The sequence below is a fragment of the Klebsiella sp. 141251 genome (assembly GCF_050600725.1).
In the GTDB taxonomy this organism is placed as follows: Bacteria; Pseudomonadota; Gammaproteobacteria; order Enterobacterales; family Enterobacteriaceae; genus Klebsiella; species Klebsiella aerogenes.
The window spans coordinates 296,578-310,715 of the sequence record NZ_JAQIRG010000007.1 but is presented as its reverse complement, the minus strand read 5'-3'; the positions used below and the strand labels follow the sequence as shown (position 1 = coordinate 310,715).

General features: G+C 54.9%; 13 protein-coding genes and 2 tRNA genes. 10 read left to right on the top strand and 5 right to left on the bottom strand.

Translation table 11 applies throughout. The features are described from left to right. Window positions 1-313 precede the first annotated feature (313 nt). From PGR09_RS17800 to PGR09_RS17790, 3 genes are all read right to left on the bottom strand, one after another. Window positions 314-401, bottom strand: a tRNA-Ser gene (locus PGR09_RS17800). A 146-nt stretch (window positions 402-547) separates the two neighbouring features. Beyond that, window positions 548-1,225 (bottom strand): isochorismatase family protein, encoded by a 678-nt coding sequence (locus tag PGR09_RS17795; RefSeq protein WP_430916363.1) that lies wholly within the window; start codon window positions 1,223-1,225, stop codon window positions 548-550. Window positions 1,226-1,244: 19 nt separating this feature from the next. After that, the gene (locus tag PGR09_RS17790; protein ID WP_430916362.1) at window positions 1,245-2,105 is read right to left on the bottom strand and encodes a pirin family protein; all 861 of its coding nucleotides are present in this window, start codon (window positions 2,103-2,105) and stop codon (window positions 1,245-1,247) included. Window positions 2,106-2,220: 115 nt separating this feature from the next. Here PGR09_RS17790 and PGR09_RS17785 point away from each other — a divergent pair, with 115 nt between their 5' ends. Then, window positions 2,221-3,126 carry a LysR family transcriptional regulator gene (locus PGR09_RS17785; RefSeq protein WP_047046926.1) on the top strand — a complete coding sequence of 302 codons (906 nt, stop codon included), beginning with the start codon at window positions 2,221-2,223 and terminating at the stop codon, window positions 3,124-3,126. Window positions 3,127-3,578: 452 nt separating this feature from the next. On the opposite strand, the gene PGR09_RS17780 is transcribed toward PGR09_RS17785, so the two are convergent. Beyond that, window positions 3,579-3,666: transfer RNA gene (locus tag PGR09_RS17780), tRNA-Ser, on the bottom strand. Window positions 3,667-3,934: 268 nt separating this feature from the next. Here PGR09_RS17780 and ghrA point away from each other — a divergent pair. The 7 genes from ghrA (at window position 3,935) to ymdB (ending at window position 8,589) form a co-directional block, all read left to right on the top strand. Further along, complete coding sequence (gene ghrA, locus PGR09_RS17775; protein ID WP_430916361.1) at window positions 3,935-4,873, top strand: glyoxylate/hydroxypyruvate reductase GhrA; 939 nt, start codon at window positions 3,935-3,937, stop codon at window positions 4,871-4,873. An 85-nt stretch (window positions 4,874-4,958) separates the two neighbouring features. After that, window positions 4,959-5,696 (top strand): phosphatase, encoded by a 738-nt coding sequence (locus tag PGR09_RS17770; protein WP_047046923.1) that lies wholly within the window; start codon window positions 4,959-4,961, stop codon window positions 5,694-5,696. 23 nt (window positions 5,697-5,719) lie between these two features. Continuing rightward, window positions 5,720-6,274 carry a TorD/DmsD family molecular chaperone gene (locus PGR09_RS17765; RefSeq protein ID WP_045393616.1) on the top strand — a complete coding sequence of 185 codons (555 nt, stop codon included), beginning with the start codon at window positions 5,720-5,722 and terminating at the stop codon, window positions 6,272-6,274. A gap of 102 nt (window positions 6,275-6,376) precedes the next feature. Continuing rightward, window positions 6,377-6,859: a DUF1097 domain-containing protein gene (locus PGR09_RS17760; RefSeq protein ID WP_045386447.1), complete on the top strand. Its 483-nt coding sequence runs from the start codon at window positions 6,377-6,379 to the stop codon at window positions 6,857-6,859. A gap of 287 nt (window positions 6,860-7,146) precedes the next feature. Further along, a complete protein-coding gene (locus tag PGR09_RS17755; RefSeq protein ID WP_226473727.1) occupies window positions 7,147-7,443 on the top strand; it encodes a fimbrial assembly protein in 297 nt (98 codons plus the stop codon). Window positions 7,444-7,671: 228 nt separating this feature from the next. Continuing rightward, a complete protein-coding gene (locus PGR09_RS17750; RefSeq protein WP_052766969.1) occupies window positions 7,672-7,974 on the top strand; it encodes a hypothetical protein in 303 nt (100 codons plus the stop codon). Between the two features lie 90 nt (window positions 7,975-8,064). Continuing rightward, window positions 8,065-8,589: an O-acetyl-ADP-ribose deacetylase gene (gene ymdB, locus PGR09_RS17745; RefSeq protein WP_045393619.1), complete on the top strand. Its 525-nt coding sequence runs from the start codon at window positions 8,065-8,067 to the stop codon at window positions 8,587-8,589. Between the two features lie 44 nt (window positions 8,590-8,633). Here ymdB and mdoC read toward each other — a convergent pair whose 3' ends face one another. Next, a complete protein-coding gene (gene mdoC, locus PGR09_RS17740) occupies window positions 8,634-9,794 on the bottom strand; it encodes a glucans biosynthesis protein MdoC (protein ID WP_045393621.1) in 1,161 nt (386 codons plus the stop codon). A gap of 252 nt (window positions 9,795-10,046) precedes the next feature. Between mdoC and mdoG the strand changes: the two genes are divergently transcribed. Then, a complete protein-coding gene (gene mdoG / locus PGR09_RS17735; protein ID WP_047046915.1) occupies window positions 10,047-11,600 on the top strand; it encodes a glucans biosynthesis protein MdoG in 1,554 nt (517 codons plus the stop codon). Then, on the top strand, window positions 11,593-14,121 hold the full coding sequence (mdoH, locus tag PGR09_RS17730; protein ID WP_047046912.1) for a glucans biosynthesis glucosyltransferase MdoH: 2,529 nt from the start codon (window positions 11,593-11,595) through the stop codon (window positions 14,119-14,121). Before mdoG ends, mdoH begins: the two co-directional genes overlap by 8 nt. The last annotated feature ends 17 nt before the right edge of the window (window positions 14,122-14,138 follow it).

The window sequence follows — 14,138 nt, the reverse complement described above, 5'->3', positions numbered from 1 at the left end:
GGCTACTGGTTGGTGGTGCGGCCTGTGGGATGGGTAGCCCGGGCGAGGCATTTATGCCGACCCCGGGAAGGGCGGCGGTGCCACATGCGAAAAAAGAGCCCGTACTTTCGTACGAGCTCTCATCTCGAATATGGCGGTGAGGGGGGGATTGACTCGCTTCGCTCGCCCCTGCGGGGCAGCCCGCTTACTGCGTTCGCGGTCTGTCCAACTGGCTGCGCCAGTTGTCGAACCCCGGTCGGGGGTTCTCGTCCCCCCTAACGGAGAATATAAAAGAAAAGAGCCCGTACTTTCGTACGAGCTCTCATCTCGAATATGGCGGTGAGGGGGGGATTCGAACCCCCGATACGTTGCCGTATACACACTTTCCAGGCGTGCTCCTTCAGCCACTCGGACACCTCACCATATTGTCTTGCTGCTCACCTTGGGTGGGCAACGGGGCGCTACTATAGGGAGTTGCGCTAAAACGGTCAAGCATATTTTTTTCTTTCTTTATCGTTCGGTTAAGCAATGAACACTGCCCCGTCGATTCATCGACGGGGCAGCTATTTTAACGCTGGGAATCCAGCTTTTCGTTGTTCTTCACGACATCCTGCGCCTTGCTGTAGCTTTCAATCAGCAACTGGTACGCCGGGAAGACTTTGGTATACACCTCAGCCCACTCGGCGGCATCCGGACGGTTCCAGGTGCGCTGCAGTTCAGAGGCTACCGCAGCAGTATCCATTGGCACTACACCGGCCTGGACTACGCGGGCCAGGGTGATCTCCTGCGCCATTTTGCTATAGGTACCCGAGGCGTCGATAACGGCAAACACCTTATAACCGTCGGCGACGGCGGCAATTGCCGGGAAAGCCATGCAGACGCTGGTAATGGTACCGGCGATGATTAAGATTTTGCGCCCGGTCGCTTTCACCGCGGCGACAAACTCCGGGTTGTCCCAGGCATTGATTTCGCCTTTACGCGCAATATATTTCGCATGCGGCGCGTTCTCATGAATTTCCGGAATCAACGGGCCGTTCGGGCCTTGCGGTACGGAAGCGGTGGTGATCACCGGGATCCCGGCAAGGGATGCCATTTTCGCCAGCGCGGCGGCGCGAGCGCGCAGTTCTGGCATCGGCATATCGCCAACGGTCTGGAACAGGCCGCTTTGGTGGTCAATCAACAGCATCGCGGTATCGTTAACATCAATCACCGGACGAGAACCGTTAAAGTTAGCTGGAGTAGACATATTCTTCACCTCAATTTCGTTAGATTTGGCCAAAACGGCCGCTGTTAAAATCGTGAATTGCCTCGGCAATTTGCGTTTTGGTATTCATCACAAACGGGCCGTAGCCCACGATCGGCTCCTGCAGCGGCTCGCCGGCCATCAGCAGAACTTTCGCGTCGGAGCCCGCTTCCAGATGGAAGGCTTCGCCTTTCTGGCTCAGCACCACCAGCTGTCCTTCCCGGGCGTTTTCCGTACCGTTAACGGTGACTTCACCTTCCAGTACGACCAACGCGGTGCTCCAGCCTTCCGGCTGACGCAATGTCACATCGTGACTTTGTTTGAGCTGCATATCCCACACGTTTAACGGTGAGAATGTGTGCGCTGGGCCGGCAACATCGCCGTAACGCCCGGCAATCACTCTGAAGGTCCCGGCATTGTCTTCCAGCGTCGCTTGCGGAATGACGTCTGCGGTAATGCTCTGATAGCCCGGAGTCGTCATTTTGTCTTTCGCCGGCAGGTTGACCCACAGCTGCATCATTTTCAGTTCACCGCCAGAGCGGGTGAACGCTTCGGAGTGGAACTCTTCATGCAGTATCCCGGCGCCAGCCGTCATCCACTGCACGTCGCCTGGGCCGATAACGCCGCCTCTGCCGGTTGAGTCGCGATGCTCTACTTCACCGGAGTAGACAATGGTGACGGTTTCGAATCCGCGATGCGGATGCTCGCCGACGCCGCGTTTACCGCTTCCCGCCGGAAAAGTATGCGGACCGGCATAGTCGAGCAGTAAAAATGGGCTCAGTTGTTCGCCGTGGGTCTGGTAAGAAAACATTGAGCGAACCGGGAAACCGTCGCCCACCCAGTGCTGCGAAGGGGCGGTGTAAACGCCAGTAATCTGTTTCATGGTTATCTCCTGCATGTCTGTATCTGATGTGAATAAGCTTATATCTGGAGCTAATATTCCGGTAGATAGCGAAAATGACCTATACTGTTCTAAAAATGGAACGATGGAGAGAAGGATGCATGACCTCAACGATCTGGCCTGGTTTGTTCAGGTGGTAGACCATGGCGGTTTTGCCGCTGCCGGTCGGGCGCTCGACCAGCCTAAATCCAAACTCAGCCGCCGCATTGCGCAACTGGAAGAACGCCTGGGCGTGCGCCTGATTCAACGAACCACCCGACAGTTCGCCGTAACGGAAGTCGGCCAAACTTTCTATCAACACTGCAAGGCGATGTTGATAGAAGCCGAAGCGGCGCATCAGGCGGTAGAAACGCTGCAGTCTGAACCGCGCGGCAGCGTTAAGCTCACCTGTCCGGTAACCCTGTTGCATGCCCATGTTGGCCCGATGCTGGCGCGCTTTATGGTGCGATACCCAGGGGTGACGCTACATCTGGAAGCCACTAACCGGCGGGTGGACGTGGTGGGCGAGGGGGTTGATGTGGCCATCCGCGTGCGGCCAAGGCCATTTGAAGATAGCGACCTGGTCATGCGGGTGTTGGCCGATCGCGGCCATCGCCTGGTGGCGAGTCCGGCGCTGATCGCTCGGCTTGGGCGCCCACAGGCGCCGGCGGAATTGAGTACCTGGCCGGGGCTAAGTATTGGCGCCGGAAAACATCAGCATAAATGGCAATTGACCGGCCCGGAGGGGGCGCGAGCCGAGGTTTATTTCACCCCGCGAATGGTGACCAGCGATATGCTGGCGCTGCGCGAGGCGGCTATGGCGGGCGTTGGCGTGGTACAGCTTCCTTTATTAATGGTGCGCGATCAGCTGGCATCAGGGGAGTTGGAGATCGTGCTTGATGAGTGGCAGCCGCGGCGGGAAGTCATTCATGCGGTGTTTGCCTCGCGGCGCGGTTTATTACCTTCTGTCAGAGCGCTGGTGGATTATCTCAGCGAAGAGTATCAGCGGATGGAAGAGGATTAGCTTAGACTCTTTTTCCCCGGCGGCGCTGCGCTTGGACGGGCTACTGGTGGTGCGGCCTGCGGGATTTCCGGCGACGCTGCGCCTGGACGGGCTACTGGTGGTGCGGCTGTGGGATTCCCGGCGGCGCTGCGCTTGGCCGGGCTACTGGTTGGTGGTGCGGCCTGTGGGATGGGTAGCCCGGGCGAGGCATTTATGCCGACCCCGGGAAGGGCGGCGGTGCCACATGCGAAAAAAGAGCCCGTACTTTCGTACGAGCTCTCATCTCGAATATGGCGGTGAGGGGGGGATTGACTCGCTTCGCTCGCCCCTGCGGGGCAGCCCGCTTACTGCGTTCGCGGTCTGTCCAACTGGCTGCGCCAGTTGTCGAACCCCGGTCGGGGGTTCTCGTCCCCCCTAACGGAGAATATAAAAGAAAAGAGCCCGTACTTTCGTACGAGCTCTCATCTCGAATATGGCGGTGAGGGGGGGATTCGAACCCCCGATACGTTGCCGTATACACACTTTCCAGGCGTGCTCCTTCAGCCACTCGGACACCTCACCATATTGTCTTTCCCGTTGTTGCTGGGAACGGGCGCTAATGTAGGGAAATACGTATCTCCCGTCAATCAACTTTTTTAAAAAAAGATGCGTTTAGCCAAACTTCAAACAACTTGCTTCTTAAACGCGCGGGAATCGTTTTTTTTGTCACCATTCTCTTTATTCCTCGATAGCGATACGAAATTTGTTATGCTGGCAAACCAATACAAAACAAAGAGTAAAACACGACGCAAACCTCAACCTACTCACGCGTCAGTAATCAGGAGTCATTATGGAGATTATTTTTTACCACCCGACGTTCGATACCCCGTACTGGATAGCAGAGTTGGAAAAACATCTGCCGGGAGCGCGCGTTCGTGAGTGGAAACCTGGCGACAATCAACCAGCCGACTATGCGCTGGTCTGGCATCCACCGGTAGAAATGCTTCAGGGACGCGAGCTGAAAGCGGTTTTTGCTCTCGGCGCTGGCGTGGATTCCATTCTTAGCAAGCTGCGGGAGTATCCGGAAATGCTGCCGCTTTCTGTCCCGCTGTTCCGCCTCGAAGATACCGGCATGGGACTGCAGATGCAGGAATATGCGGTAAGCCAGGTACTGCACTGGTTCCGTCGCTTTGATGATTATCATGCGCTGAAGCAGGAATCCCGCTGGCAACCCTTGCCGGAATACCGCCGCGAGGATTTCACTATTGGCATCATGGGGGCAGGGGTGTTGGGCGGCAAAGTTGCGGAAAGCCTGTTGCGCTGGGGATTCCCGATGCGCTGCTGGAGCCGTAGCCACAAATCCTGGCCGCAGGTCGAGAGTTTTGCCGGTCAGGAAGAGTTGGGCGCGTTTCTCCGAGAAACCCGCGTGCTGATCAACCTGTTGCCCAATACGGCCGAAACTGTCGGTATCATCAATAAAACGCTACTGTCCCAGTTGCCGGATAACAGCTATGTTCTGAACCTTGCCCGCGGCGTGCATATCGTCGAGCCGGATCTACTGGCGGCGCTTGATAGCGGCAAACTGAAAGGGGCGATGCTGGATGTCTTTAGCCGCGAACCGCTGCCGAAAGAGAGCCCGCTGTGGGCGCATCCGCGCGTGGCCATGACGCCGCATATTGCCGCCGTTACCCGTCCGCAGGAAGCAATTGCCTATATTGCCAGCACCATTAGCCGCCTGGAGCGTGGAGAAACGGTCAGCGGGCAGGTCGACCGCCAGCGCGGCTACTAATCGATAACCCCGCTACGGCGGGGTTTTTACTGATCATGACTCCTGATTCCTGCTATTCTTGCCACAAACAGAGGAGGAGATTGTGATGTATCCTGTTGACCTGCACATGCATACCGTCGCCAGCACCCACGCCTACAGTACCTTGCATGACTATATTGCCGAGGCCAAACGTAAAGGCATCAAACTTTTTGCCATCACCGATCACGGCCCGGATATGGCCGATGCCCCGCACTACTGGCATTTCGTCAATATGCGTATCTGGCCGCGTCTGGTTGATGGCGTCGGCATCCTGCGCGGCATTGAAGCGAATATCAAAAATACCCAGGGTGAAATTGACTGTACCGGACCAATGCTGACCTCGCTGGATCTGATCATTGCCGGTTTTCATGAGCCGGTATTCCCGCCTCAGGATAAAGCCACCCACACTGAAGCGATGATTGCCGCGATTGCCAGTGGCGCAGTCCACATGATTAGCCATCCTGGTAATCCGAAGTTCCCAATCGATATTCCAGCGGTAGCCGAAGCGGCGGCAAAGCATCATGTGGCGCTGGAAATTAATAATTCCTCTTTCCTTTCGTCGCGTATTGGTAGTGAGGATAATTGCCGGGCGATCGCCGCCGCCGTGCGTGATGCGGGTGGTTGGGTGGCGCTGGGTTCGGACTCCCATACCGCCTTTACCCTTGGCGAATTTACCGAATGCCGCAAAATCCTCGACGCGGTGAATTTCCCGGAAGAGCGGATCCTTAACGTCAGCCCGCGTCGACTACTGAATTTCCTCGAATCGCGTGGGATGACGGCGATTGCGGAATTTGCAGACCTTTAATTTGAACCACTGGAACATATTGTATGAATGAATTTTCAATCCTCTGTCGCGTGCTGGGCTCGCTGTATTATCGTCAACCGCAGGACCCGCTGTTGGTGCCGCTGTTCACGCTGATTCGCGATGGCAAGCTGGCCGCCAGTTGGCCGCTGGAACAGGATGAATTACTGGAGCGTCTGCAGAAGAGTTGTGATACCCAGCCGTTAACCGCTGATTATAACGCCCTGTTCGTTGGGGAAGAATGTGCGGTCTCGCCTTATCGCAGCGCGTGGGTTGAAGGGGCAACTGAAGCGGAAGTTCGTGGTTTTCTGACGCAACACGGCATTCCTACTGGCGAAGGCCCAACCGATCATATTGGATCCTTACTGCTGGCCGCATCATGGCTTGAAGATCACGCCACGGAAGATGAAAGCGAAACGCTGGAAACGTTATTTGCCGATTATCTATTACCGTGGTGCGGTACCTTCCTTGGAAAAGTGGAGGCGCATGCGCAAACCGCATTCTGGCGCACCATGGCGCTATTAACGCGTGAAGCGATTTCCGCCATGTGGGATGAACTGCAGGAAGAAAACGACGAATAAATGTGACTAAAGTCACCTTTATTGTGAAACAGCAAACTCACGCTTTCATATTGTGTGTTCTGGATCGCATTTGGTTGCCGCGTATCTGCTATGATACGCGGCATGAACATACTCTTCGCAATCGCACTCACGACGGGCATTCTCTCCGGTATCTGGGGATGGGTGGCGGTCTCACTTGGCCTGCTGAGCTGGGCCGGATTCCTCGGCTGTACGGCCTATTTCGCGTGCCCACAAGGCGGCCTGAAAGGGCTGTTGATTTCTGCCTGCACGGTCATGAGCGGCGTGATATGGGCGCTGGTGATTATTTACGGTAGCGCGCTGGCGCCGCAGTTAGAAATCCTCAGCTACGTGATGACCGGAATAGTCGCCTTCCTGATGTGTATTCAGGCGCGCCAGCTGCTACTTTCTTTTGTTCCCGGAACCTTTATCGGCGCATGCGCGACGTTTGCCGCGAGCGGCGACTGGCGCATTGTCGTGCCGTCTCTGGCGCTGGGATTGGTCTTCGGCTATGCCATGAAAAACAGCGGACTGTGGCTGGCGGCACGAGCGGCAAAGAGCAAGTCTCTGGCTAACGATAACGTCTGATTTTCTTCACATTTCCTCGATGACAGGAGCAAGGCTCCTGTCACGCACTACATGAAAGCCTTTTTGCATCAACCCCTCTTCGATTGTTTTTTCCTCTTAATGCAGACATTTTGAGCAAACAAACCATAATAATTTGATACCGTTTGCAAAAACGGAGAGAAAAAAGTATCAACAGGTACTTCATATATATACTGATTTTGTATGTAGTTGCTTGTATTCAACTGCGCTCATGGATGATTTGTAAGGTTTTTTTGACCGTTACGCAGAGGGGTTTTGCCGTGAAAAAAATGACTGGCGTACTACTTGCTACAGTTTGTTTCCTTCCCGCTTTATTGACGTTTTCAACTACCTCTAACGCCGCAAGCGGCGTGATTCGTTTCCACGGCGGCGTTGTCGAGCCGCCTTGTAAAATTCGTTCTTCAGAAGATCAGGTCTCGATGGCCTGCGCTAAGCAGAAGTCAGTCACTTTTTCTGCTCAGCAGGTAGCCCGAGGGGATCTGCAACATGCCAATATCAAATCTACGCAATTAACCTACATTAATCCTCAGCACACTAACGCTATCCTCGAAGTGAATTATCGTTAACAGTACAGCCCCTGCCGGACCTGCAGGGGTTTTCCCGTCTCTCACCTGATATTCCCCCGCAGATTTTTTGTAGCAAAATCAAGATGAATCGGTTTTGTTATCGAAAAGAAAACAAAAAGTAATATATTTGTGTTTTGTAACGCAATCATTGCCTTGCCGTAGTCGGGCGGCGCAGTGCGCTCAGGGATGGCCTGTTGCTTCTTTGCTATTCATACAGAGGAGTCTGCCGTGATAAAAAAAATCCACGCCTTAGCTGTGCCATGTCTGATGTTGTCATGCTTATTTGGCTCAGTGAATGCCGCGCCGACCGGCAGCGTTGTCGCCATTTACGGGCAGGTCGTTGACCCTTCCTGCGAGGCCAATAGTATGAATGGTAAGATTGAAATGGCCTGCCCGCGGCTGGGTAGCCAGGCGATTTCGCCGCAGGTGCTGACGACGGGGAATTACAGTAATGACGCCGTCGGTTCGACACAATTAAAGTATATTGATCCGCAACATACCCGCGCTATCCTCGAAGTGAATTATCGCTAATTACTGACCCTCAGGCTTTCGCCTTGGGGTCTATCATGCCATAGTAGACATCACTCTGAGTATGAAGACGTTTGCCGACAGGAGGGGGAAATGGTGGTTCAACCTGAAGTGGTTCTCGGCGATATTACGACGTTGCAGGTAGATGTTATTGTCAATGCGGCAAACCCATCATTACTGGGCGGCGGCGGCGTTGATGGCGCCATTCATCGCGCAGCCGGCCCGGAACTACTGGCGGCGTGCAAAATAGTTCGTCAGCAGCAGGGCGAATGTCCTCCGGGGCATGCGGTTATCACCAGCGCCGGTAATCTACCGGCCAGCGCGGTGATTCATGCGGTCGGCCCCGTCTGGCACGGCGGCGGCGAGCAAGAAGCCGAATTACTGGCGGATGCCTATCGCAATAGTCTGTTGCTGGCGGCAGCCAATAATTATCGTTCTATTGCTTTTCCGGCTATCAGCACCGGCGTATATGGCTATCCGAAACAGGCGGCGGCGGAAATTGCGGTGAAAACGGTGAATGCTTTCCTCACCCGATATAATCCGCTGGAACGGGTGTGCTTCGTCTGCTTTGATAACGAAACGGCGGAGATCTATCAGCGATTATTGCGGGCGGAATGAATCGTTACACCGGCAGCACGCGGGCGCGCTGCCGGTTGAGGCGTTTAGTTAACCGACACCGGCGTTTTAGCCGGCTTTTGCTGCGGTTTACCCGAGAACAGGAAGCGGAGCAGCGGAATACGTAGATGGATTTCGTACAATATCAGCGCAATCCCCACCACAAATACCAGCCCGGTGATAAAACCTAACAGGTTCGATTTTATTATCGGCGTAATCCATGCCCCATACAGCAGAGTCAGCGGATGGTGCACCAGGTAGATAAACAGCGAGGCGTTGACGAAGTAAGTCACCCGTGCGGACTGGAAGTTGAGTAGGCGGTGGCCCAGTGAGAACACCACGTTTACCATCCACAGCCCCAGTACCATCGTAATCACTGATTCGGTTTCATACATCCAACCATCGCCAGAACCATACTGCTGGTTAAGACGATAGGCGATAAAGCCCAGCAGTGCGCCAACAAAACACCACGGTGATGAGGTGGTGAACATCGCTTTCAGCCGCGGATTGATGAACGTCTGCGCGCCGAGAATAAAAAACGGCAGATAGAACAGGGTCTGCATCACGATGAAGTTAAACAATCCGTTACTGAGAATCGGCGGATAAATAATAAAAATGGTGCGACGGATCACCGCGTACAATACGCCAAGTCCCAGAAAAATCAGTGATAATTGACTGAATGTGACGGTGTCACCAAAACTGTTGTCCTGCTTTTTCCGCCGATTGGCCAGCCACTTAAACAGCACTACCCCAGCGGTGGTCAGCACCACGAGCACCAGCAAAAACCACAGATGGGAGATAAGCTCCCAGGCCAGGGTGTTGAATTTGTCATAGCCGGAGAGCGTATGCCAGTCCTGGGCTTTACCATTGACGTATTGCAGCATCAGAAACTGCGGCAGCGTAAGCAGCGGGATCGCGGTGAGCATCGGGATGCCAACTCGCTCTACGCGCACTTTCCACCATTTCTTCAGCGGATAGCGGAGAAACAGCATGTATGAGAAATAGCCGGAAATAACAAAGAAGACCTGCATACGGAAGGCATGGATAAAATCGTTGAACAGCGTTAGCCCCCAGGAGGGCTCCAGGCTATTCACATGCCAGCTGTGGCTGGAGTAGATAAGTGAGATGTGAAACGGGATCCCCAACAGCATCAGCCAGGCGCGGATACTGTCGAAGAAATATTCACGTTCTACTGGTGTTTTATTCATAAATTCACAACAATCTCAGACAATTCGTCTTATCACTCAGGGCGATAACGGGTACATTGCCAGCAACCCTACATGAACTCAGGGAATCTGTCTCCAGGATAAGTACGCAAAGTGCAATATGGGACAGAGAACTGTTTATTCCCTGGTCCGCTAAGCTGAACAATGCAGGGATTATGTTGTCGGATTGCCTGAGTTTCCATTAAAATAGATCGGATCGATTTAAGCACACAAAGGGGGAAGTGCTTACTTACTATGAAACATAAACCACAGATGATGAAAATGCGTTGGTTAAGCGCAGCCGTAATGTTGTCCCTGTGTACTTCATCTGCATGGGCATTCAGCATTGATGACGTAGCAAAACAGGCGAAAACGTTAGCCGGGAAAGGCTATGAAGCGCCGAAAAGTAACTTACCCTCCGCCTTCCGCGATATGAAATACGCGGATTACCAGCAAATCCAGTTCAATCACGATAAAGCCTACTGGAATAACCTGAAGACCCCGTTCAAGCTGGAATTTTACCACCAGGGTATGTATTTCGACACGCCGGTTACTATTAATGAAGTGACCAGCACCAGCGTACGTAAAATTAAATATAGCCCGGATTATTTTAATTTTGGCAATGTTCAGCACGATAAAGACACGGTGAAAGACCTTGGTTTCGCCGGTTTCAAAGTACTGTATCCGATCAATAGCAAAGACAAGAATGACGAAATCGTCAGCATGCTCGGTGCCAGCTACTTCCGCGTTCTGGGCCAGGGTCAGGTATATGGGCTTTCCGCCCGCGGCCTGGCTATCGATACCGCGCTGCCGTCCGGCGAAGAGTTCCCTCGCTTCCGCGAGTTCTGGATTGAGCGTCCGAAAGCGACCGATAAACGCTTAACCATCTATGCGCTGCTGGATTCCCCGCGTGCGACCGGCGCCTATCGTTTTGTGATTATGCCAGGCCGCGACACCGTGGTTGATGTGCAGTCGAAGGTCTATCTGCGCGACAAAGTCGGCAAGCTTGGTGTGGCGCCGTTGACCAGTATGTTCCTGTTTGGGCCGAACCAACCGTCGCCGACCACCAACTATCGTCCGGAATTACATGACTCCAACGGTCTGTCGATTCTTGCCGGTAACGGCGAGTGGATCTGGCGTCCGCTGAATAACCCGAAACATCTGGCCGTTAGCAGTTATGCGATGGAAAACCCGCAAGGGTTTGGCCTGCTGCAGCGTGGCCGCCAGTTCTCCCGCTTTGAAGATCTCGACGATCGTTACGACCAGCGCCCGAGCGCGTGGATCACCCCGAAAGGCGACTGGGGTAAGGGTAAAGTCGAATTGGTTGAAATCCCGACTAACGATGAAACCAACGATAATATCGTCACCTACTGGACCCCGGATCAGCTGCCGGAACCAGGCAAAGAGATGAACTTCAAGTACTCCATTACCTTTAGCCGTGATGAAGACAAACTGCATGCCCCAGACAACGCTTATGTGGTGCAGACTCGCCGCTCAACCGGTGATGTGAAGCAGTCTAATCTCATTCGCCAGCCAGATGGCACTATCGCTTTCATCGTTGATTTCACCGGCGCTGACATGAAAAAAATGGCGGCGGATACTCCGGTAACGGCGCAGGCGAGCATCGGCGATAACGCCGAAATCGTGGAAAACTCGGTGCGCTATAACCCGGTTATTAAAGGTTGGCGTATGACCCTGCGCGTGAAAGTGAAAGATCCGAAGAAAACCACGGAAATGCGCGCGGCGCTGGTCAATGGCGATCAGACGCTAAGCGAAACCTGGAGCTATCAGCTGCCTGCCAATGAATAAGATAACGAATTATATCGACGCATTGCCGCTGTCGGATGCAGAAAAAGCCGCTTTACCTGATGCGAGCCTGCAAGCCGTACATGAAGCGCTTGACGCAGAGCATCATCATTTTCCGCGCGATGAAGATTCCCCGTTAGGATCGGTAAAAGCGCGGCTGGAGCATAGCTGGCCGGACTCTCTGGCCGGCGAGCAACTGGTGAAAGATGATGAAGGGCGCACGCAGCTTCATGCGATGCCGAAAGCCAAACGCTCTTCTATGATCCCGGATCCGTGGCGTACCAACCCGGTAGGCCGCTTCTGGGATCGTCTGCGCGGCCGCGACGTGACCCCGCGCTATCTCTCTCGTCTTACGCAAGAAGAGCGCGAAAGCGAACAGAAATGGCGTACCGTCGGCACCATTCGCCGCTACATTTTGCTGCTGCTGACGCTGGCGCAAACGGTAGTGGCTACCTGGTATATGAAGACCATCCTCCCTTATCAGGGCTGGGCGCTGATCAATCCATCCGATATGGTTGGCCAGGATCTGTGGGTCTCCTTCATGCAATTACTGCCGTACGTATTGCAGAGCGGCATCCTGATCCTCTTCGCGGTACTGTTCTGCTGGGTCTCGGCCGGTTTCTGGACCGCCCTGATGGGATTCCTGCAACTGCTGATCGGGCGTGATAAATACAGTATTTCGGCATCCACCGTTGGCGACGAGCCGCTGAACCCGGAACACCGGACCGCGCTTATCATGCCTATCTGTAACGAAGATGTTGACCGCGTGTTTGCCGGCCTGCGCGCCACCTGGGAATCGGTGAAAGCGACGGGTAACGCTGCGCACTTTGACGTTTATGTGCTAAGCGACAGCTACGACCCGGACATCTGCGTTGCCGAGCAGAAAGCGTGGATGGAGTTGATTGCTGAAGTGCAGGGCGAAGGCCAGATCTTCTATCGTCGTCGTCGTCGTCGCGTGAAACGTAAAAGCGGCAACATCGATGATTTCTGCCGTCGCTGGGGTAGCCAGTATAGCTATATGGTGGTGCTCGACGCTGACTCAGTGATGACCGGCGAGTGCCTGAGCGGGCTGGTGCGCCTGATGGAAGCGAATCCGAATGCCGGGATCATCCAGTCTTCGCCGCGCGCCTCCGGTATGGATACCCTGTATGCGCGCTGCCAGCAGTTCGCCACCCGCGTGTACGGTCCGCTGTTTACCGCCGGGCTGCACTTCTGGCAGTTGGGGGAATCGCACTATTGGGGCCACAACGCCATTATCCGCGTGAAGCCGTTCATTGAGCACTGTGCGCTGGCGCCGCTGCCGGGCGAAGGTAACTTTGCCGGCTCGATTCTGTCGCACGACTTCGTGGAAGCCGCGCTGATGCGCCGTGCGGGGTGGGGCGTTTGGATCGCCTACGATCTGCCGGGCTCCTATGAAGAGCTGCCGCCGAACCTGCTGGATGAGCTGAAACGCGACCGCCGTTGGTGTCAGGGTAACCTGATGAACTTCCGCCTGTTCCTGGTAAAAGGGATGCACCCGGTACACCGTGCGGTATTCCTGACCGGCGTCATGTCCTATCTGTCGGCGCCGCTGTGGTTTATGTTCCTCGCGCTGTCGACGGCGCTGCAGGTCGTGCACGCCCTGACCGAGCCGCAGTACTTCCTGCAGCCGCGTCAGCTGTTCCCGGTATGGCCGCAGTGGCGTCCGGAGCTGGCTATCGCGCTGTTTGCCTCGACCATGGTGCTGCTGTTCCTGCCAAAACTGCTGAGTATCATTCTGGTGTGGTGCAAGGGGCCGAAAGAGTACGGCGGCTTCTTCCGCGTGACGCTTTCCCTGCTGCTGGAGGTGCTGTTCTCGGTGCTGCTGGCGCCGGTACGCATGTTGTTCCATACCGTGTTCGTGGTCAGCGCGTTCCTTGGTTGGGAGGTGGTGTGGAATTCACCGCAGCGCGATGATGACTCAACGCCGTGGGGCGAGGCCTTTATGCGTCATGGTTCACAGCTGCTGCTGGGGCTGGTATGGGCGGTGGGCATGGCGTGGCTGGATCTGCGTTTCCTGTTCTGGCTGGCGCCGATCGTCGTGTCGCTGATCCTCTCTCCGTTTGTCTCGGCGATTTCCAGCCGCGCGACGGTAGGCCTGCGCACTAAGCGTTGGAAATTGTTCCTGATCCCGGAAGAGTATTCGCCGCCGCAGGTATTGAAAGATACCGATGCTTATCTGACCCTGAACCGTCAGCGTTCGCTGGGCGATGGCTTTATGCACGCGGTATTTAACCCATCGTTTAACGCTCTGGCGACGGCAATGGCAACGGCGCGTCACCGCCACGGGCATATCCTGGATATCGCCCGCGAACGCCACGTCGAGCAGGCGCTAAATGAAACGCCTGATAAGCTTAACCGCGATCGTCGGCTGGTGCTGTTAAGCGATCCGGTAACGATGTCGCGCCTGCACTATCGCGTGTGGAACTCCCCGGAGAAATACTCCTCCTGGGTGGGTGAGTATCAGAAACTCACGCTGAACCCGCTGGCGTTGAAAACGAAGTAAGCCGTACGTTAAGGAAA